Origin of the sequence: Oenococcus oeni, from assembly GCF_020510245.1 — a bacterium.
Lineage (GTDB): Bacteria > Bacillota > Bacilli > Lactobacillales > Lactobacillaceae > Oenococcus > Oenococcus oeni.
In genome coordinates this window covers 1223094-1242362 of sequence record NZ_CP084701.1, presented here as the reverse complement: position 1 = coordinate 1242362, position 19269 = coordinate 1223094, and the positions used below count along the sequence as shown (strand labels likewise).

The 19269-nt window shown below is 40.3% G+C and carries 18 protein-coding genes, 1 tRNA gene, 1 pseudogene and 1 riboswitch; of the genes and pseudogenes, 15 read left to right on the top strand and 5 right to left on the bottom strand.

Going from position 1 to position 19269, the window contains the following annotated elements:
- Positions 1 to 2: 2 nt before the first annotated feature.
- From J3U91_RS06555 to J3U91_RS06535, 5 genes and pseudogenes are all read left to right on the top strand, one after another.
- Positions 3 to 1112: pseudogene (locus J3U91_RS06555) on the top strand (trans-sulfuration enzyme family protein).
- Positions 1109 to 2245 (top strand): trans-sulfuration enzyme family protein, encoded by a 1137-nt coding sequence (locus J3U91_RS06550; protein WP_002818646.1) that lies wholly within the window; start codon positions 1109 to 1111, stop codon positions 2243 to 2245. Before J3U91_RS06555 ends, J3U91_RS06550 begins: the two are co-directional and overlap by 4 nt.
- 1 nt (position 2246) lies before the next feature.
- Positions 2247 to 3059: a homoserine O-succinyltransferase gene (locus tag J3U91_RS06545; protein ID WP_002818647.1), complete on the top strand. Its 813-nt coding sequence runs from the start codon at positions 2247 to 2249 to the stop codon at positions 3057 to 3059.
- Positions 3060 to 3152: 93 nt separating this feature from the next.
- On the top strand, positions 3153 to 3875 hold the full coding sequence (locus J3U91_RS06540) for a YebC/PmpR family DNA-binding transcriptional regulator (RefSeq protein ID WP_002818648.1): 723 nt from the start codon (positions 3153 to 3155) through the stop codon (positions 3873 to 3875).
- 83 nt (positions 3876 to 3958) lie between these two features.
- A complete protein-coding gene (locus J3U91_RS06535; protein ID WP_002817357.1) occupies positions 3959 to 5620 on the top strand; it encodes a formate--tetrahydrofolate ligase in 1662 nt (553 codons plus the stop codon).
- 63 nt (positions 5621 to 5683) lie between these two features.
- Here J3U91_RS06535 and rpmF read toward each other — a convergent pair whose 3' ends face one another.
- Positions 5684 to 5866, bottom strand: a complete 183-nt coding sequence (gene rpmF, locus J3U91_RS06530; protein ID WP_002817356.1) for a 50S ribosomal protein L32 — start codon at positions 5864 to 5866, stop codon at positions 5684 to 5686.
- A 119-nt stretch (positions 5867 to 5985) separates the two neighbouring features.
- A riboswitch (Lysine riboswitch) is annotated at positions 5986 to 6157 on the top strand.
- Between the two features lie 55 nt (positions 6158 to 6212).
- Here rpmF and lysA point away from each other — a divergent pair.
- The 9 genes from lysA to J3U91_RS06485 all read left to right on the top strand — a co-directional run bounded on the left by lysA (position 6213) and on the right by J3U91_RS06485 (position 15157).
- Complete coding sequence (gene lysA / locus J3U91_RS06525; protein WP_002818650.1) at positions 6213 to 7496, top strand: diaminopimelate decarboxylase; 1284 nt, start codon at positions 6213 to 6215, stop codon at positions 7494 to 7496.
- Positions 7489 to 8190, top strand: a complete 702-nt coding sequence (dapD, locus tag J3U91_RS06520; protein WP_002817353.1) for a 2,3,4,5-tetrahydropyridine-2,6-dicarboxylate N-acetyltransferase — start codon at positions 7489 to 7491, stop codon at positions 8188 to 8190. Before lysA ends, dapD begins: the two co-directional genes overlap by 8 nt.
- Positions 8190 to 9338 carry an N-acetyldiaminopimelate deacetylase gene (locus J3U91_RS06515; protein ID WP_002818652.1) on the top strand — a complete coding sequence of 383 codons (1149 nt, stop codon included), beginning with the start codon at positions 8190 to 8192 and terminating at the stop codon, positions 9336 to 9338. The genes dapD and J3U91_RS06515 overlap by 1 nt, the downstream gene beginning before the upstream one ends.
- Positions 9335 to 10213, top strand: coding sequence for a 4-hydroxy-tetrahydrodipicolinate synthase (gene dapA / locus J3U91_RS06510; protein WP_002817351.1), 879 nt, complete (start codon positions 9335 to 9337; stop codon positions 10211 to 10213). The genes J3U91_RS06515 and dapA overlap by 4 nt, the downstream gene beginning before the upstream one ends.
- The gene (dapB, locus tag J3U91_RS06505) at positions 10210 to 10968 is read left to right on the top strand and encodes a 4-hydroxy-tetrahydrodipicolinate reductase (RefSeq protein ID WP_002818653.1); all 759 of its coding nucleotides are present in this window, start codon (positions 10210 to 10212) and stop codon (positions 10966 to 10968) included. The genes dapA and dapB overlap by 4 nt, the downstream gene beginning before the upstream one ends.
- Before the next feature lie 5 nt (positions 10969 to 10973).
- Positions 10974 to 12074 (top strand): aspartate-semialdehyde dehydrogenase, encoded by a 1101-nt coding sequence (locus J3U91_RS06500; protein WP_002817349.1) that lies wholly within the window; start codon positions 10974 to 10976, stop codon positions 12072 to 12074.
- Positions 12074 to 13246, top strand: a complete 1173-nt coding sequence (locus J3U91_RS06495) for an aminotransferase class I/II-fold pyridoxal phosphate-dependent enzyme (protein WP_002818654.1) — start codon at positions 12074 to 12076, stop codon at positions 13244 to 13246. The genes J3U91_RS06500 and J3U91_RS06495 overlap by 1 nt, the downstream gene beginning before the upstream one ends.
- Before the next feature lie 104 nt (positions 13247 to 13350).
- On the top strand, positions 13351 to 14595 hold the full coding sequence (glyA, locus tag J3U91_RS06490; RefSeq protein WP_002818655.1) for a serine hydroxymethyltransferase: 1245 nt from the start codon (positions 13351 to 13353) through the stop codon (positions 14593 to 14595).
- 13 nt (positions 14596 to 14608) lie between these two features.
- Positions 14609 to 15157 carry a 5-formyltetrahydrofolate cyclo-ligase gene (locus J3U91_RS06485; RefSeq protein ID WP_002817346.1) on the top strand — a complete coding sequence of 183 codons (549 nt, stop codon included), beginning with the start codon at positions 14609 to 14611 and terminating at the stop codon, positions 15155 to 15157.
- Here the strand turns inward: J3U91_RS06485 and J3U91_RS06480 are convergent.
- The 4 genes from J3U91_RS06480 to J3U91_RS06465 form a co-directional block, all read right to left on the bottom strand.
- Positions 15140 to 16021 carry a YitT family protein gene (locus J3U91_RS06480; RefSeq protein ID WP_002818662.1) on the bottom strand — a complete coding sequence of 294 codons (882 nt, stop codon included), beginning with the start codon at positions 16019 to 16021 and terminating at the stop codon, positions 15140 to 15142. The genes J3U91_RS06485 and J3U91_RS06480 overlap by 18 nt on opposite strands.
- A gap of 26 nt (positions 16022 to 16047) precedes the next feature.
- Positions 16048 to 16119: transfer RNA gene (locus J3U91_RS06475), tRNA-Gly, on the bottom strand.
- 34 nt (positions 16120 to 16153) lie between these two features.
- Positions 16154 to 17113: a thymidylate synthase gene (locus J3U91_RS06470; protein WP_002818663.1), complete on the bottom strand. Its 960-nt coding sequence runs from the start codon at positions 17111 to 17113 to the stop codon at positions 16154 to 16156.
- A 130-nt stretch (positions 17114 to 17243) separates the two neighbouring features.
- Complete coding sequence (locus tag J3U91_RS06465; protein ID WP_002818664.1) at positions 17244 to 18539, bottom strand: NCS2 family permease; 1296 nt, start codon at positions 18537 to 18539, stop codon at positions 17244 to 17246.
- 114 nt (positions 18540 to 18653) lie between these two features.
- Between J3U91_RS06465 and J3U91_RS06460 the strand changes: the two genes are divergently transcribed.
- Positions 18654 to 19268 carry a metallophosphoesterase gene (locus tag J3U91_RS06460; protein WP_002820598.1) on the top strand — a complete coding sequence of 205 codons (615 nt, stop codon included), beginning with the start codon at positions 18654 to 18656 and terminating at the stop codon, positions 19266 to 19268.
- Position 19269 lies beyond the last annotated feature (1 nt).

The window sequence follows — 19269 nt, the reverse complement described above, 5'->3', positions numbered from 1 at the left end:
AGTTGGCACATATCGATACAATTTTGGCTCAAGGCGGAAACGGCAGCGACGATCAAAAAACCGGAGCCGTAGTCGCACCGATCTACTTTTCAACTGCTTTTCGCCATCCTGGTTTAGGCGAATCGACTGGTTTTGATTATGCCCGTTTGCAAACACCGACATGGCAAATTTTGGAAAAACAGTTGGCGGAAATCGAATACGGCGATAATGCTTTTGCTGTTTCATCGGGAATGGCAGCTATCGATTTGCTGTTTTCGACTTTTTTGAAAAAAGGCGACAACTTCATCACTTCCGATGATTTATACGGTGGATCTTTTAGATATTTTGATGATTTGGTCGAAAAAAACGGCATTGATTATTCTCTTTGGGACGGTACTGATTTTAGTTATTTAAAGCAGAAAATCAGCCCTAAAACTCGTTTGATATGGCTTGAAACACCCAGCAATCCGACGATGAAGATTATTGATATTAAAAAAGTTGCTGATTTTGTTCATAAAATAGATTCAAAGATACTGGTCGCTGTTGATAACACTTTTCTCAGTCCAATTCTTCAAAATCCGATTAAATTAGGGGCTGATTTGGTTGTTCACTCTGCAACCAAGTATCTTGGCGGCCACAATGATATTTTGGCTGGAGTCGTTGTTAGTTCTCGTTCAGAACTGTCGAAAAGTCTTCAAGAAAATTTAATCACGAGAGGACAGGTTCTCGATCCTTTTTCCTGTTGGCTTTTGTTAAGATCGTTGAAAACACTGTCTTTACGGGTTTAAAGGCACAGCAGCTCAGCTCAATATATTGCAAAAGTATTAACGAAAATCAATGGAGTTGATAAAATTCTTTATCCCGGGCTTGGCGGAATGATTAGTTTCTATTTAAGCGATGGCTATGATACCGATAAATTCTTACAGGGTCTTAAATTGTTTTCTTTTGCTGAAAGTCTGGGAGGTGCGGAGAGTTTGATAACGATCCCAAGCATTCAAACTCATCACGACATGAGCCAGCAGCGTCGCAACGAATTGGGAATTACCGATAATCTTGTTCGCGTAAGTGTTGGCTTAGAAGACAAAGATGACTTATTAGACGATTTAAAACAAGTGATCAAAGGAGCCAAATGACAGAATCCGATTGGACAAAATTAATTAAATCAACTACTAAAATTGGTCCATTAAGCGGAGCGGTCAATACGCCGATTCAGTTTTCCAGTACTTTTCATCAATCGAATTTTGATCAGTTTGGCGAATCCGATTATGCACGTTCCGGTAATCCAACAAGAAAAGTTGCCGAATATGCCATTGCTGAATTAGAAAACGGTGAACGCGGATTTCTTTTTTCAACCGGGATGGCCGCCATCAGTTCAGTTTTATTGACTTTTGGACAAGGAGACCATTTGTTGGTCAGTAAAGAAGTTTATGGCGGAACCTACCGCTTGTTGAACGATATTCTGCCGCGTTTTGGAATAAACCATAGTTTTGTTGATTTTTCGGATTTGTCAGCGATTGAAAACTCAATCAAAAAAGAAACCAAGGCCGTTTATATCGAAACACCAAGTAATCCGACTTTGGCAGTTTCGGATATTAAAAAAATTAGTCGGCTTGCTCATCAAAATCATTTGATCGTGATTGCTGATAATACTTTTATGTCGCCATTTTTGCAAAAACCTTTGGAACTGGGAGCAGATATCGTTGTTCATTCAGCAACCAAGTTTTTGGCTGGTCATTCCGACTTAACAGCTGGGGGGGTTGTAACGAAAACTAAAGAGTTGGGTGATCAGGTTTACTTTGTTCAAAATGCGATTGGAGCGACATTGGGAGTTACAGATGCGTGGCTGCTTTTACGATCGATTAAAACTTTAGGAGTTCGAATTCAAAGAGAAGCAGCCAGCGCCCAGGCAATTGCCGAATGGTTTGAGAAATCAGGGAAAAAAGTCTTTTATCCAGGTTTGCCGAGTAATCCTGGATACGAAATCCACAAATCGCAGGCAAAATCCGGTGGTGCAGTCTTATCGGTTGATTTAGGCTCAAAGGAGGCTGCCAGGAAATTTGTTGAAAAAATCAAGATTCCTGTATTTTCGGTCAGTTTAGGTGGAGTGGAAACAATTGTCAGTTATCCGCCGAAAATGAGTCATGCTGAATTATCGGCCGATGATCTGGCTGCCGATGGTATCACACCAGGTCTTTTGAGAATTTCAGTCGGCCTGGAAAATGCCGACGATTTAATTGATGATTTTAATCAAGCATTGGAGGATTAAAATGATGGTTGGTGTTCGTAGCGGTTTTTTAAAAACAGATCATATCGCTTCAGAGGCAAAAGAAATTTTGATTTTGAATTTAATGCCTGATCGGCGACACGTCGAAAAGAATTTTTTTGATTTGTTTAATTCAACCAAAAGAAAACTCAATCTGACTTTTATTGTCCCGGCTACTCATAAGATAAAACATGACTCCCTGGCGGTTAGACAAGTTTATAAAACTTTTGCCGATATTAAAGACAATTATTACGATGCTTTATTGGTGACCGGTGCTCCATTGGAATTTATCGATTTTTCTCAAATAGATTATTTTCCGGAATTTTTGGAAATTCTGAAATGGCGCAAAAAACATGTCGCTTTTTCGACTTTCGAGTGCTGGTCGGCGATGGCTCTTTCAAGAATAGAATATCATCTGGATTACAGTCTCGAAAGAAAAAAGGTTTCTGGTATTTACGAAACGCCTGTATATAGTCTTCTAAAAGGCACCAAGACGATTCAAGTTCCCCAATCCCGCTATTTTAAAATTAACGGTCTTGCTAAGAGCTGGCAGGTAATTACTAATGACAAAGACGGTTCGTTAATTTCTTTTGATCGAACAAATCGAACTTTTATAATTACCGGTCATCCGGAATACGATCGAGAAACACTGGCTAATGAATATACTCGTGATTTAAAAAGAGGTCTGTCGATCGATGAACCACGTAATTATTTCGATAAAAACAAAATTCCTCAAAAAACCTGGTCAAGAAATTCTACGCTTTTATATTCGACTTGGCTTGATCTTGCGGAAAACTGCAAATTGAGACAATTTTAAAATAGTTGCATAATACAAATACTGACAAACTTGCCTATTTCAGTGAAAAATCGTAAAATTGAACAGTATTTTTATTATTTGAAGGAGTATAAAATGTCAGGTCATAGTAAATGGCACAACATCCAAGGCCGCAAGAATGCTCAGGATGCTAAGCGTGGAAAAATTTTCCAAAAAATAAGTCACGATTTGTATGTTGCAGCTAAGGCTGGCGGTGCTGATCCATCTGCTAATGCCAGTCTTCGTTTGGTTATGGACAAGGCCAAAGCCGCCAACATGCCAAAGGATAACGTTCAACGTGCTTTGGATAAAGCAACGGGTGCCGGCGATGTTAAGTTCGAAGAAGCAACTTATGAAGGTTACGCTCCTGGTGGCATAGCTGTTTTAGTCGAAACGTCGACCGATAATATTAATCGGACTGTTTCCAATGTAAGAAATTCTTTTAATCATCATGGTGGTTCATTGGGAACAAGCGGATCGGTTAGTTTTCAATTCGATCGCCGGGGCCATTTTGTGATTGACCGTCAATCACACCCGGATATTACTGAGGATCAAGTAATGGAGGATGCAATTGAAGCTGGAGCTGAAGATGTGCAGACTTCCGACGACGCATTTGAGATTTTTAGTCAACCGGCAGACTTCGCTGCGGTTGAGGGTGCTTTGACTGATAAAGGATATGACTTAGCTGAGTCGGAAATTACAATGATTCCTCAAAACCCGGTTGAAGTCCCTGAAGCTGATCAGGAAAAATTTGAGAAATTAATCGACGAGCTGGAAGATAACGATGATGTTTTAGCTGTCTATACCACTGCTGATTAATAATTTAAAGTATCTGTATACCAATTGCAGATACTTTTTTGTTATTCTTTGTTATCTTTTAACAATTTGCTAAAATTGTACACATGAAATCAGATATTGAAATTGATCATAGTATCAAAGCGCTTCCGATTACAGAAATTGGCAAGCAGATTGGTTTATCGGATTCTCAACTGATACCTTATGGGCATGATAAGGCAAAAATTGATGCGTACAGCATTGCAAATATGCCCCGGCAGGGTAAATTGGTTCTTGTCACGTCAATTAATCCAACTCCCGCCGGCGAAGGAAAAACAACTGTCACAATCGGTCTGGTCGATGCGATTAATCGTTTGGGAAAATCTGCGATTGGTGCTCTTCGGGAACCTTCGATGGGGCCGGTTTTTGGTCTCAAAGGCGGTGCGACCGGCGGCGGTTATGCCCAGGTTATTCCAATGGAAGATATTAATTTGCATTTTACCGGCGATATACATGCTGTCTCGGCAGCTCATAATCTGCTTGCAGCTGTGATCGATAATCATTTACATCAGGGGAATGAATTAAAAATCGATCCTGAAAATATTTATTGGCGCCGGGTACTCGATATGAATGATCGCGCTCTTCGCCAAATTACCCTTGGAAAAGGTCGAGTTAATGGTCCGGAACGAAATTCCGGCTTTGATATTACTGCCAGTTCTGAAATTATGGCTGTTTTGACTCTTTCAAAGAATCTTTTTGATTTGAAAAAACGTTTGAGCCGAATCGTAGTAGCCTTGGATGTCCAGGGAAAGCCGGTTACAGTTGCAGATCTAAAAGTGGCTGGCGCGTTAACTGCGATCCTAAAGGATGCGATTAACCCGAATCTGGTTCAATCGCTAGAACATTCTCCTTTTATTATTCATGGCGGACCTTTTGCGAACATTGCCCAAGGAACTAATTCAGTTGTTGCAACGGATGCTGCTCTCAAGCTGGCTGATTTTGCCGTGACGGAAGCAGGTTTTGGTTCAGACCTTGGCGGGGAAAAGTTCATGGATGTTAAAGTTCCTGTTTTGGGTAAAGAACCTGATGCTGTCGTAATTGTTGCCACCGTTAAGGCTCTGAAGTTTCATGGTGGGGTGGCGCTCGATCATTTGTCGGATAAGAATGTCGATGCTGTTAGAAACGGATTGGATAATTTGAATAGGCATTTAGAAGCGATGACACATTACGGCAAACCGGTTGTTGTTGCTTTGAACAAATTCCTTGATGACGATATGGAAGAAATTCAGCTGATCAAGAATTTCGTTGAAGGTGAAAAGAAACTACAATTTGAGATTGTCACTAGTTTTGTTGATGGGTTTGAAGGGTCTTTGGATTTAGCCAAAAAGGTTATTGAAGCGACCGACAATCAACGATTCTTTATGCCACTTTATCAGGCCGATGATTCCATTGAAAATAAAATTCAAACAATTGTCGAAAAGATATATGGCGGCAAGGATTTCGAATTATCTGATCGTGCTAAAAAAGACTTAGCCGAAGTCAAAGAAAACGGCTGGGGCAAGTTACCTGTTGTGATCGCCAAAACGCCCAACAGCCTGACCGATGATAGCAAGATTCATGGCGCACCGACTGGCTTCACGATCCATATTCGCCGCTTTATTCCGAAAATCGGCGCTGGTTTTATTGTTGCGATGGCAGGCAAAGTTTTGATGATGCCTGGTTTAGGAAAAAATCCAGCTGCCGAAAAAATTGATGTAGATGAGAACGGCAAGATTAGTGGGTTAAGTTAATATTTGTAGGCTGCAACTAATTTAAGAGTAAAAAAACGATCAATTAAGATCGTTTTTTTATAATCACTTTTGCTTTGGCGCCGCAACAACTTGACGACCCTTGTAAAGTCCTTTTGGTGAAACATGATGTGCTACCGTGTATTCACCAGTCGTCTTATCAAGAACGATATTTGGAACTTCCAAAGCGATATGTCCGCGGCGGTTGCGCTTATGTGACTTTGAATTTTTATTTGATATAACAGCCATGAAGTGCTCCTTTATTTAATAACTATATAAGTTTCCCAAAAATACCCTTGAAAGTCAAGCGAAAGCTTAAATAAACTGTCATTTAACAAGTTTTATTCTTATGATACACTTAATCTATCATCCGTAATAGAGGTGCAAATGACATCATTAGTTTATTAGATAGTCCCTGCTAGGATCTAATAAATGAAAGGGGATTTTGCCGAAATCGATTGTATGAGCAGATACTTATCGATTGAGTCGTGGTTTAATAAATCACGGATTGTCACAGAGATGTGGAGTGCTAGGACGGACAAACGAGTAAGCGTAAGCCTCCGTTTGTTTTGTTTAGCAAACGGAGGTTTTTATTATGCAAATAAAAAATAATCAACTATATATTGGCGGTGTTTCAGCAGACCAAATCGCCCAACAATTTGGAACGCCGGTCTATGTTTACGATGTTGGCCAAATTCGTTCAATTATCAGCGACATGAAAGAAGCTTTTGATGCTGAAAAGCTTAACTACCAAATTAGTTATGCCAGCAAAGCTTTCTCGACAGTCGCAATTTACGACGTCTTAAAGCATGAGATAATTCATTGCGATGCGGTTTCTGGAGGTGAAATAGCAACGATCGCCAAAGCCGGCTTTCCGATGAAGAATGTTTCTTTTAATGGCAATAATAAATCCGCCGATGAATTGATGATGGCGATCGACTATAAAATCGGCACAATTATTGTTGATAATTTTCATGAACTGGATTTGTTGAATGAAATTCTTAGCGAAAGAAAAATATCTCAAAATGTTCTGATGCGGATAAGCCCGGGAATTTCTGCCCATACACATAAATTTATCTCAACTGGACAGCAGGACAGCAAATTTGGCTTTGATTTGGCTTCTGGTCAGGCGAAAAAAGCTTTTGATAAAATTCAGGCTTCCGAATATCTCAATTTATTGGGCTTGCATGCTCATATTGGTTCACAAATTTTTGAAAGCAGTGGTTATTCAAAACTAGTTGATTTGTTGATTAAAACCGCAAGCAAATGGCATTTTCAAGCAGAAATAATTGATGTGGGCGGTGGTTTCGGCATCAAATATACTGACGCGGACGACCCGATTCCAAATGCTGAATTTATTCATTTGATCTGTCAAACGGCTAAAGCTTCCAGTCGAAAATATCATGCTAAATTACCAGAAATTTGGGTCGAACCCGGGCGCTCTATTGTCGGCCCGGCCGGTTATTCACTTTATACAATTGGTGGTCGCAAAGATATTCCTGGTATTCGTTCCTATCTGTCGGTTGATGGCGGAATGGGGGACAATATTCGTCCAGCGCTTTATCAAGCAGAATACAAAGCTGTTCTGGTCGACCAAGTCGATCTCCCTAGTGAACAGGTTGTCCGAATAGCCGGAAAATATTGTGAGTCAGGAGATGTCCTAATTCAAAAGCAGGAATTGCCCAAAACTTATCCCGGAGATTTACTGGCTGTTTTGGCAACCGGAGCTTATGGCTATTCGATGGCCTCCAATTATAATAGAAATCCACGCCCGGCGGTTGTTTTTGCGGAAAAAGGCAAGGCGAAATTAGTTGTTAAACGAGAGACTTATGAAGATATAACCCATCTTGATTTAAATTACGAGGTAGAAAATGACTGAATTAGACGCACAAAAAATAATCGATTTTATTGCTAACTCAAAAAAACAAACAGCAGTTAAAGTTACTTATAAAGGTCATTTGAATGGCCGAATTCCTACTAGTATCCAAAATTTTTCCAATTCCGATTTTGGAATCCTTTACGGCGATTGGAGTGATATTAAGCCGCTATTGTCCGGTCTTAACAAAAAAGATTATTTAATTGAAAACAATGCCCGTAATTCGGCGGTTCCTTTGCTCAATATTAAAGATATCAATGCGCGAATAGAACCGGGGGCAATTATCCGCGATCAGGTAAAAATAGCAGATAATGCTGTCATCATGATGGGAGCTGTGATCAATATCGGGGCCGAAATAGGAGAGGCGACAATGATTGATATGGGTGCTGTTTTGGGTGGCCGGGCAATTGTTGGCAAACATTCTCATATTGGCGCCGGAGCAGTTTTGGCTGGCGTTGTCGAACCAGCCTCTGCGCAGCCTGTCCGTGTTGGTGACAATGTTTTAATCGGAGCCAATGCGGTTATTATCGAGGGAGTTCAAATTGGCGATGGTGCGGTTGTCGGTGCCGGAGCGGTTGTCATTAACGATGTGCCTGCTCATACGGTTGTGGCTGGCGTTCCTGCTAAAGTTATTAAACAAATCGATGAAAAGACAGAAAATAAAACAGCCCTCATTGATGCCTTAAGGAGCCTTTGATGCTTAGTGACGAGCAGTTAATCAAAATTCGCCGGCATCTTCATGCTAATCCGGAAATCGGTATGCAGGAAGTAAAAACGCATCAGTTTTTGCTGGAACAGATTGCAAAATTTCCGCAAGAAAATTTGACAATTGAAACGATTTCAGAAATACCAACGGCGCTTTTAGTTCGGATCGCTGGATCAGATCCAAAGAGGACAATTGCTTTGCGGACTGATATGGATGCTTTGCCGATTCAAGAAGAGACTGGTTTGGATTTTGCCAGTAAAAACGATCATGTTATGCATGCCTGTGGCCACGATATTCATATGACAGTCGCGCTTGGTATTCTCTCTTATTTCGCCGAGCATCAGCCAAAAGATAATTTATTAGTATTTTTCCAGCCGGCCGAGGAAAACGAATTCGGTGGCAAGCGTTTCTATGACGCCGGTGGTTTTCAGGGTGAATATCTTCCTGACGAATTTTATGCTCTGCATGTTAACCCACAGCTGCCGGCTGGCCAGATCGCCAGTCGCAAAGGGACGCTCTTTGCCGGTTCAAATGAACTGCGTATCAGTTTTATCGGCAAGTCCGGCCATGCCGCTTATCCACAAAATGCTAAGGATTCAATTGTTGCAGCAGCGAATTTTGTTACGAATGTTCAGACGGTGGTCTCTCGGAATGTCGATCCTATTGAAGGTGGTGTCGTCACGATTGGTAAATTTAATGCTGGAAAAGCGATGAATATTATTGCCGGAAAGGCAGACATTGAGGGGACAATCCGCAGCTTTACCCAATCTGGCATGGAAATTATGACAAAACATATACGCATGATTGCCGAGGGCATTGCTGGCGCCTTTGGCCAGGAATTGAAGATTAATTTTCGTCAGGGCGGTTATATGCCGGTCGTTAATGATGAACGAACGACAAACTTTTTTATCGATTATATGAAAAATGCCGATGGAGTTGATTTCAAAATTGTCCAACCGGCGATGATTGCTGAAGATTTTGGTTTTCTTTCGAATCAATTTGAGGGAACAATGTGTTGGTTGGGTGTTAACGACCCTAAGCACAGTTTGCATTCTGACCATTTAAATCCGGATGAATCAGCAATCACAAAGGGCGTTGAGGCCATAAAGGGCTTTTTGATAGCGAGGATGCAAAAATGACAAATTTACTAGAAAATACAAATTTATTGACAGCAATTATCACGCCGTTTGATAAAAACAATCGGATTGATTTTCAGGTTTATCGTCGTCTGATTGATTCGCAAATTTCAGATGGAGTAAAAGGCTTCGTTATCTCTGGTACTACCGGTGAAGCACCGACTTTGAGCCACGATGAGAAAATTGAGTTATTTAAAAGAACAGTTGATTTTGTGTCTGGAAGAGCGAAAGTGATTGTCGGCACTGGTTCCAATAATACAAAGGAAACTATCGAATTTACAAAAGAGGCGGGCCGGATTAACGGAATCGATGCAGCGTTGATCGTCACGCCTTATTATAATAAGCCTGACCAGGCCGGCATGATTGCTCATTTTTCAACTATTGCTGACGAGAGCCCGCTTCCAATTGTTATTTATAATATTCCCGGTCGAAGTATATCTGCTTTAACGGTCGAATCGCTTTTAAAGTTGGCCGATCATCCAAATATTATCGCTGTTAAACAGTGCAATTCCGATTATGATATGTCTGAATTAATCGAGCACGCTCCAAAAGATTTTCTCGTTTATACCGGAGAAGACGGGCAATCATTTTTAAATTATGCTCTTGGCGGCGCAGGGACAATTTCGGTTGCTTCACATTTTTATGCCAAGGAATTTGCTGATATGTTTTCCGCAATTGATAATGGAGATTTTAAAAAAGCAGCCGGAGATTTCCGTTTCATTAATCCGAGAGTTAAGGCACTTTTCAGTTATCCTTCGCCGGCCCCGGTAAAAGCTGTTTTTAAGCGTTCGGGAATTGATGTTGGAATTCCCCGCTTGCCGATTCTTCCTTTGGACAAGGCACAGACTGATGGAATTATGCAGGTGTTAAAGCTATGAAATCAATTTTACTGGCTGGTGCTTTTGGAAAAATGGGTCGAGAGATCCAGAAGCTAATTGCCGAACATAAGGATTGGTCTTTAGACGCAATTTTGGTTCATGAACATTTTCCGGAAAATTATTCCGGCAGGGCGAAAATTTTCCGGCAATTAAGTGAAATAAATCAACATTATGATCTTTGGATCGATGTAACGAAGCCGGATTCGGTCTTTGAAAATGCTGTCTGGGCGATTGAACATAATACTTCACTGATTATTGGTACTAGTGGTCTAAAAAACGATCAAATTACAAAGTTAAAGTCGCTTGCCGATAAGAATTCCGTTAGCGGCATTATTGCTCCTAATTTTAGTATTTCGGCGGTTTTAATGATGTATTTTTCCGGTATTGCGGCGAGATTTATGCCAAATGTTTCGATCGAAGAAATTCATCATCCGGATAAGCTTGATGCTCCCAGTGGAACAGCCAGAATAACCGCCGGAATTTTGGCAGATAATGGGGCCAGCACGAAAACTGTTTCAACGTCAGCTGACGGCGATAAAAATATTATTGAAAAGGTTCTAATTACTTCCAAGCGAAAAAAAGACTATGTCGCCTATCAATCAGTGGATTTCGTTAATGAATATGAAACTTTATCGATATCACAGAATAGTTTGGACCGTAAGTCTTTTATGCCTGGCGTTGAATTAGCAATCAAAAAAGCTAACCAACAGCAAGGTTTAGTTGTAGGATTAGATAAAATAATGGGGTTGAAATAAGTTAAATGGTCAAAGAATACAATGTAGCAATTCTAGGTGCGAGTGGCGCAGTCGGTACAAGAATGCGCGAACAATTGGAACAATCGACAATTCCGGTCAAGTCACTGAAACTGTTGGCTTCCAATCGTTCGGCAGGTAAAAAAAGTACTTTCAGAGGAAAAGAATACACGATTGAAGAAACTAAACCGGAATCTTTTGACGGTATTGATCTGGTCTTATCTTCAGCCGGAGGATCGGTTTCCAAACGCTTTTTACCGGAAGCAGTTCGGCGTGGCGCAGTTGCAGTTGACAACACTTCATATTTTCGAATGGACAAAAACGTTCCATTAGTTGTTCCTGAAGTTAATTCCGGGGTTTTAAAGAATCATCATGGGATAATTTCCAATCCAAATTGTTCCACGATTCAAATGGTTGTTGCCTTGAAACCCATTTTTGATGCTTTCGGTCTAAAACAGGTAATCGTTTCGACTTATCAGGCAGCTTCCGGAGCTGGTCAATCTGCTTGGAATGAATTGGAAAGGGAAAGTTCCGAGTATTTAAAAGATCAAAAAATGCAGGCAAAAATTTTGCCTGTTAAGGGGGCTGAAAAGCATTATCCACTTGCATTTAATCTTTTACCACAAATCGATGTTTTTGAAGACGACGCTTATACTCACGAAGAATGGAAGATGATTCACGAAACGAAAAAAATTTTTTTTGATGACATGAATTCGTCTAAAATTAAAGTTACAGCTACAACTGTTCGTGTCCCTGTTCCGGTTGGCCATGGCGAGACAGTCTACTTTCAAGTTGAAAAGGCTAATGAAGCTTCTGCTGAAGCAATTCAAAATGCGGTTGCCGATGGTGCTGGTTTGGTTTTGCAGGATGACCCTTCACAACAACTTTATCCGCAGCCGATCAATGCGGCGGGCAAACGAGAAACATTCGTTGGCCGGATTCGTCCGGACTTAGAAAATGATGGCAGCTACTGGATGTGGGTTGTTTCCGACAATCTTTTAAAAGGGGCAGCTTGGAATGCCGTGCAGATTGCCGAAGAACTTGTTAAAAAAGATCTTGTACGTGTTGCGGATCCGGAAAAATCATACGAAATGTATAAGGAGAACTAATGCCAGAATTAAAAGAGGGCGTCATTAATAGTGTTCGATCGGATGTTAGAAACATTACGACCAATAAAATTCGTGCTGTTGATATGGAATTCCGCAAAATTGACGGACTACTTCGTTTAACATTGGGTGAGCCCGACTTCAATGCTCCGGAATTAGTTAAGAAGGCGATGATTAAATCGATTGAAGATAATGAATCGCATTATTCAACTGCGCGTGGATCAATTGAATTTTTAAAAGCGGCAGCTGATTTTTTAAAGCGTAATTACGATTTAAATTACGATCCGAGGACCGAAATTTTGTCGACAGTTGGATCGACCGAAGCGATTTTTTCAAGTTTATCAACGATTTTAGAAGAAGGTGATGAACTTTTGGCACCTTCGCCGGCCTATCCTCTTTATGAACAGCTTGCTCATGTTAACCATACGAAAATGGTTTATATTCCGACCAATGATACGAATTTTGTTTTAACTCCCTCTAAACTGCAGAATGCAATCGAGCAGCATCCACGGGCAAATGCAATCGTTTTGACCTACCCAAACAATCCGACTGGTGTCGATTATTCTGTTGAACAGCTAAAAGAGCTTGCCACTGTAATTGCCAAGACTAATTTATTAGTTGTTTCCGACGAGATTTATTCAACGCTTAATTATGTCGGAAAACATGTTTCGATTGCTTCATTGCTTCCGGAACAGACGATTGTTTTAAATGGTGTATCCAAATCCCATGCGATGACAGGAGACAGAATTGGTTTTGTTGCAGCGCCAAGGGATTTAATCTCTCAAATTGTTAAAATTCATCAATTTGCAATCACGGCCGTTTCAAATCCAGCTATGGCCGGTGCAGTGGCTGCCCTGAATCAAGGGGATGCTCTGACTGAAAAAATGCGTCAGGAATATATGAAACGGCGTAATTATTTGATTCCGGAATTCAAAAAAATCGGTTTTGATGTAGCAGCCCCGGATGGTGCTTTTTACCTTTTTTTGAAAATTCCTGCCGATCAAAACCAGGATGATTTTGCTTTTGCCAGGGAACTTGCCCATAAAGCTCTCGTCGGATTAATTCCCGGCTCTTGCTTTGGCCCTGGAGGAGAAGGATATCTGCGTTTGAGTTACGCTGCTTCTGAAGAGACTCTCCATGAAGCTTTGAGACGTTTACAAAATTATTTGGCATAATTATTTGCTGTTTTTTAATTACATTTTTCTGTCAGTTTTCTTGACCAATTAAATTCTATTTAATCTCTCAAATGCTAAACTGAAAAGGATTTTAAGGAGTAGTGATGACAAAAAATTTTTTGGATCCTCAATTGGCAAAAGCTGTTTCGGGCGAGGAAGAACGGCAGCGGCATAACATTGAATTGGTTGCTTCCGAGAATTTTGTCTCAAAAGCTGTCCGCCAAGCACAGGGCAGTGTTTTGACGAATAAATATTCTGAAGGTTATCCGGGGAAACGCTATTATGGCGGTAATGAATATATCGATATTGCCGAAAATTTAGCGATTGAACGAGCAAAGGAACTGTTTGGTGTTAGTTATGCTAATGTTCAGCCGCATTCCGGTTCCAGCGCGAATTTTGAAGCATATATGGCTTTTCTGCATCCTGGCGATAAAATCCTTGGAATGAACTTGGATTCCGGGGGCCATTTAACTCATGGAGCCAGTGTTAGTTTTTCAGGCAAAATGTACGAAGCTCAGTCTTATAAAGTTGATTCAGAGACTGAATTACTTGATTATGATGCGATTTTAAAACAGGCAAAAGAATTTAAGCCTAATTTAATTATTGCCGGCGCTTCGGCTTATTCCCGAACGATCGATTTTCAGGCTTTTCGTGATATAGCTGATGAAGTCAATGCTTATTTGATGGTTGATATTGCTCATATTGCTGGTTTAATTGCGGCTGGATTGCATCCAAGCCCGGTTGGATTGGCTGATATCATTACAACAACTACCCATAAAACTCTTCGAGGACCTCGCGGCGGTATGATTTTGGCTGACGAAAAATATGCTAAGAGGATTAATTCGGCCGTTTTCCCGGGATCACAAGGTGGCCCTTTGGATCACGTGGTTGCGGCCAAGGCAGCGGCCTTTTATGAAGATTTGCAGCCTGATTTCAAGACTTATTCTGCTCAGATCATCAAGAACGCGAAAACAATGGCCGATGCTTTTTCCAAAGAGCCGGATGTGCGTGTTGTTTCCGGTGGTACTGACAATCATATGTTCACTCTCGATTTAACCAAGACTGGTTTAAATGGCCGACAAGTTCAAGATTTGTTGGATTCTGTTTCTATTACTCTTAATCGCGAGGCCCTTCCGAACGAGAAACGTTCGCCCTTTGTCACTTCCGGTGTTCGAATTGGTACTCCAGCCATGACTACCAAGGGCTTAAAAGAAAACGAAATGCTGCAAATCGAACACTTGATTATGCGGGCTATTCACGCTCATGATGACAAAAATGAATTAACAAAGATTAAGCGGGATGTTTTTGATTTGATGGATAAATTTCCTTTTGATTCCAATCCCTTCTGAATATTTTTAAACTATGAATATTATCGAAGAAAAACAAAAATTACGTCGACAGCAAAAAAAGCGTTTAGACAGTTATGACCCAGATGATAAGAAAGATCAATCGATTCTTCTCTATCAGGCTCTTTTTGAAAGCAATGATTGGCTAAATTCGGAAACGATCGCTGTAACTCTTAGTTTGCCTTTGGAATTAAATACAAAGCCAATCGTTAAACAGGCGTGGGAATTAGACAAAAGGGTTCTTGTTCCGAAGATTATCGATAAAAAAATGATTTTTGTTGAATTTGACGAAACAAGTAAACTTGCTCCGGGGAAATTTCATACTTTGGAACCTGAAACTTCTGTTGAGATCCCTAAAGAAGAAATTGAACTGATGATTGTTCCTGGATTGGCTTTTACGAAGTCTGGCAAAAGATTAGGCTTTGGTGCTGGTTTTTATGATCGTTACTTGGCTGATTATTCCGGCCGAACGGTTTCTTTGGTCTTGAAAGATCAGTTATTGGAAAATATACCAAATGATAAATTAGACATTCGCATAAAAAAAATTCTAACGCCCAAAGATTGAGCGTTTTTTTCTTAAGTAAGTAAAGCCTTCGCCCAACTGTTCGGAAACTATTCTAATGGAAACAAAAGCTTTAGGATCTATTTCTTCGATAATTTCTCTGACCTGACGGACTTCCGATGGGTCGACAACAACATATACTGCTTTACCGGGAGTTCTTTTATAAGCGCCTTCGATATTTATATATGTTGAGCCTCTTTCGAGATCTTTCATGATTTTGTCGGCGATTTCAGCTGGTTGACTGGAAAAAATCATGAATTCACGGGCGGAGTAACCGCCATCCTGAATAAAATTAATCACATTGGCGGAAACAAAAGACATAATCAATGTATACATCATTTCTGCAAAATTTAGGTAAATCAGGGACATCGCCAAGACGATTGCATCAATTGCAAACAAAGATTTTCCCATCGTAACACCAAATTTTTGTTCGATGATTCTGGCAATAATATCCGATCCACCGGTAGTTGACCCAAAACGAAAGACCAATCCAAGTCCAATTCCAATCAACAGGCCGGCTAACAAAGCTGATATCAGCTTGTCATGATCAAGATTTATTAAAATCGGGAATTTTTGAAAAAGCCATAGCCAAAAAGATAATAGGATAATACAATAAAAAGTCGATAGAATTTGTCTTTTTCCTAATTTTAAAAAGCCGATTATTAAGATAGGTACGTTAAAAATAATATTTGTGATCGCTGGATTAATCGAAAACAAAGCGCGAAAAATCAACGTAATTCCGGTTACACCGCCCTCAGCCAATTTATTGGGAATATTAACGTAAATTAAAGCAAACGCATAAAAAGCGCAGCCGATCGTATAAGCAACAAAATTTAATGGTTTAATCTGCTTGAAAAAAGAAGTCATGTCCTAAGTATATGACATGAGGCTTAAGCGAACAGCGGGGATCGGACCCGTGACCTCCACCTTGGGAAGGTGGCGTTCTACCACTGAACTATGTTCGCATACAGCGGAAAAAAGTTTCCGCAAATCATTATATCAAACAGCGATCGGAGCTTTAATTACATCTTCGTGAATATAATTCTCAAGTTTAATATCGCTCATTTCATAATCGAAAATTGACTTCACGTCTGGATTAAGCTTCAGAGTCGGAAGTTTATGTGTTGGTTTTGACAACTGCTCTTTAATTTGGTCAACGTGGTTGTTGTAAATATGGGCATCACCAATCGTATGAATAAATTCACCGACTTCTAATCCGGTTTGTGCGGCAACCATTGAAAGCAGAAGCGAGTAACTGGCGATGTTAAAGGGTACTCCCAAAAAATAATCGGCCGATCTTTGGTACATTTGTAGGCTAATTTTTCCGTCTACTACATAAAATTGACTCATAACATGACATGAAGGCAGAGTGGCAAACGGCGTTGTTTCGGGATCCCAAGCTGTTAAAATTAAACGACGGGAGTTGGGATTAACTTTAATTTCATTGATTAAACGGGTTATTTGGTCTACGCTGCCATCGTCGTTGGCATCCGGCCAATGACGCCAAAGCTTTCCGTAAACATCCCCGATTGTTCCGAATTTTTTGCTGAATTCGTCATCGTTTAAAATTCGATCAACAAAGATTTTCTTTTGCTCTTTATACTGTTCGGCGAAAATTGGATCTTTTTGCGTGCGCAAACCAAAATCAGTCATATCGGGGCCTTTATACTCATTGCTTTCGACCCATTTTTTAAAGGGCCATTCGTCCCAAATATGATTGTGGTGTTGCAGGAGAAAACGAATATTATTGTCACCGCGCAAGAACCACAATAATTCCGATTTAATTCGTCCAAATGCGACTTTTTTACTGGTCAGCAAAGGAAACCCCTCAGAGAGATCAAAACGCATTTGCGCACCAAAAATCGAGTGTGTTCCAGTCTTGGTCCGATCCATTTTCGAGGCCCCGGTTTCCAAAATACGTCGGGCAAGGTTTAGGTATTGTTCTTCATTTCGGCTCATGAATAATATGTTAATGATATTTTTGTTTCCACGCAAGCGTGTTCGGAAATTAGAAATAAAATAGATTTATAAATTCAAAATATATAAAAAAACTCGTCAAAGACGAACTTTTTTAAGATATTCCTTTAAATTAAACTAAAATTAGAAAACCGACAAAGACAATTCCTAGGCCATACATGACCGGCGTGACCTCCTTGGCCCGACCGGTTAAGATCATCAACAATGGATAGGTGATAAAACCAAGTGAAATGCCATCTGAAATACTGTAAGTTAACGGCATGCCGATCGCAATCAATAAAGCAGAGGCAGCAACTGGAAAATCCTTCCAGTCGATGTCTGCCAAATTCGAAGCCATCAATACACCAACTAAAATTAAAGCTGGAGCAGTGACCTGGTCAGTGACAACCACCAACAACGGACTGAAAATCAATGAAAAAAGAAATAAAATTCCAACGAAAATTGCAGTTAGACCGGTTCTTCCACCGACAGCAATTCCGGCAGAAGATTCGATATAAGCAGAAGTTGGCGAGGTCCCCAAGATTGGCGCGATTAACATTCCAACTGAGTCCGACATCAAGGCTTCCCCGACTCGAGGCAGTTCGCCCTTTTTATTCAGAAATCCGGCGTTTTTAGCCAAACCAACCAAGGTTCCGGCTGTATCAAAGAAAGTAACCAGTAGAAAAGTAAATACTGCGATCCATAATTGAAAAGTATTGATATCTCCAAGGTGCGACAAGGCTTTTCCAAAAGTCGGCGCCAAAGACGGGGCTGCAGAAACGACCGCCTTGGGCAAAGCGATTAATCCGGTTAGGATACCGACAACTGTCGTACCAACCATACCTAAGAAAATAGCAGCTGGAACGCGCCTAGCGTATAAAATAAAAGTCAAAAGAACTCCAAAAATTGTTAGCAAAGTTGTTGGTGTCCCAAAGTTTCCCAAGGTAACCATTGTGTCTTTTGACGAAGCAACAATTCCGCCGTCCTGGAAACCGATAAAAGCAATGAATAAACCGATTCCAGCAGCAATTGCAGCCTTTAAGTCATGTGGAATTGAGTTAATAACGATTTCACGAATTTTAAAGATTGTTAAGATGAAGAACAAAACTCCAGCAATGAAAACAGCCGCCAGAGCAGTTTGCCAAGGAACCTTCATGCCAACAACAACCGTATAGGCGAAGAAAGCATTGATTCCCAGCCCGGGTGCAATCGCAAACGGGTACTTAGCTACTATTCCCATAAAGATAGTTGAAATTGCCGTAATTAACCCCGTTGCGACAAAGACAGCACCTTTATTCATTCCAGCAACGCCAAGCACGCTTGGGTTAACGAAAAGAATATAGGCCATCGAGACGAAAGTGGTCAGTCCGGCAACAAATTCCCGACCAATCGTCGTATTATTCTTTTTTAGTTCGAAATATTGATCCATTTTCCCTCCAGAAGGGATTATTAACCACTAAAACACGAACATTTAAATTATTTTTTTCACATTATCAACAGATAATAAAATAGAAATTTACTTGCAGATTGATAAGATTAATGTATGAAGTTTGTCACATCGGATACACATTTTTTTGATGCAGGTTTAATGAACCATCCTAATTTTGCTCCGGCTCGACAAAATTTTTTTCAAGTCGAGGATATGAATCAGGCAATCATTGATGCTTGGAATAAGGTTGTTTCGCCAATCGATACCGTATATCATTGTGGGGATATAGGTATTTTTTATAAGCATGGCAGTAAGGAAGAGATGCTGAAAATATTAAAGCAACTGCATGGAAACATTATTTTTGTTAAAGGGAATCATGACAGCCAGGATTTTTTTAAGTATCTGGCAGCCAATAATTATCGAATTGAAAATCAACAACTTAAATTCAGTTTTCACTATGTTGGTGCATATTTCAAGTATGATCATCGCCAATATTTTTTGACTCATTACCCTCTGATTTTCGGTATCACGCCTAATAGCATTAATTTACATGGCCACATTCATCACAATTCGGTAGATATTAAAGAAAATATCAATGTTGGGATCGATTCTGCAGATTTTGATTATTTTCCAACTGACCGACAGCCGGATTTTGGAGCGCCTTTATCAATGAAGCAGATTGAATATCTAGTTAATGCTAAGAAAAACGACTTTGCTAAAAGAGCTTAAT

What these genes read in the sequence shown, in the direction of transcription:
- J3U91_RS06485 (WP_002817346.1), top strand. Translation starts at nt 14,609, where the DNA reads ATGAATATTATCGAAGAAAAACAAAAATTACGTCGACAGCAAAAAAAG.
- J3U91_RS06470 (WP_002818663.1), bottom strand. Translation starts at nt 17,113, where the DNA reads ATGAGCCGAAATGAAGAACAATACCTAAACCTTGCCCGACGTATTTTG.
- glyA (WP_002818655.1), top strand. Translation starts at nt 13,351, where the DNA reads ATGACAAAAAATTTTTTGGATCCTCAATTGGCAAAAGCTGTTTCGGGC.
- dapB (WP_002818653.1), top strand. Translation starts at nt 10,210, where the DNA reads ATGAAATCAATTTTACTGGCTGGTGCTTTTGGAAAAATGGGTCGAGAG.
- J3U91_RS06460 (WP_002820598.1), top strand. Translation starts at nt 18,654, where the DNA reads ATGAAGTTTGTCACATCGGATACACATTTTTTTGATGCAGGTTTAATG.
- J3U91_RS06540 (WP_002818648.1), top strand. Translation starts at nt 3,153, where the DNA reads ATGTCAGGTCATAGTAAATGGCACAACATCCAAGGCCGCAAGAATGCT.
- dapD (WP_002817353.1), top strand. Translation starts at nt 7,489, where the DNA reads ATGACTGAATTAGACGCACAAAAAATAATCGATTTTATTGCTAACTCA.
- rpmF (WP_002817356.1), bottom strand. Translation starts at nt 5,866, where the DNA reads ATGGCTGTTATATCAAATAAAAATTCAAAGTCACATAAGCGCAACCGC.
- J3U91_RS06535 (WP_002817357.1), top strand. Translation starts at nt 3,959, where the DNA reads ATGAAATCAGATATTGAAATTGATCATAGTATCAAAGCGCTTCCGATT.
- J3U91_RS06545 (WP_002818647.1), top strand. Translation starts at nt 2,247, where the DNA reads ATGATGGTTGGTGTTCGTAGCGGTTTTTTAAAAACAGATCATATCGCT.
- J3U91_RS06515 (WP_002818652.1), top strand. Translation starts at nt 8,190, where the DNA reads ATGCTTAGTGACGAGCAGTTAATCAAAATTCGCCGGCATCTTCATGCT.
- J3U91_RS06480 (WP_002818662.1), bottom strand. Translation starts at nt 16,021, where the DNA reads ATGACTTCTTTTTTCAAGCAGATTAAACCATTAAATTTTGTTGCTTAT.
- J3U91_RS06550 (WP_002818646.1), top strand. Translation starts at nt 1,109, where the DNA reads ATGACAGAATCCGATTGGACAAAATTAATTAAATCAACTACTAAAATT.
- J3U91_RS06465 (WP_002818664.1), bottom strand. Translation starts at nt 18,539, where the DNA reads ATGGATCAATATTTCGAACTAAAAAAGAATAATACGACGATTGGTCGG.
- lysA (WP_002818650.1), top strand. Translation starts at nt 6,213, where the DNA reads ATGCAAATAAAAAATAATCAACTATATATTGGCGGTGTTTCAGCAGAC.
- J3U91_RS06500 (WP_002817349.1), top strand. Translation starts at nt 10,974, where the DNA reads ATGGTCAAAGAATACAATGTAGCAATTCTAGGTGCGAGTGGCGCAGTC.
- J3U91_RS06495 (WP_002818654.1), top strand. Translation starts at nt 12,074, where the DNA reads ATGCCAGAATTAAAAGAGGGCGTCATTAATAGTGTTCGATCGGATGTT.
- dapA (WP_002817351.1), top strand. Translation starts at nt 9,335, where the DNA reads ATGACAAATTTACTAGAAAATACAAATTTATTGACAGCAATTATCACG.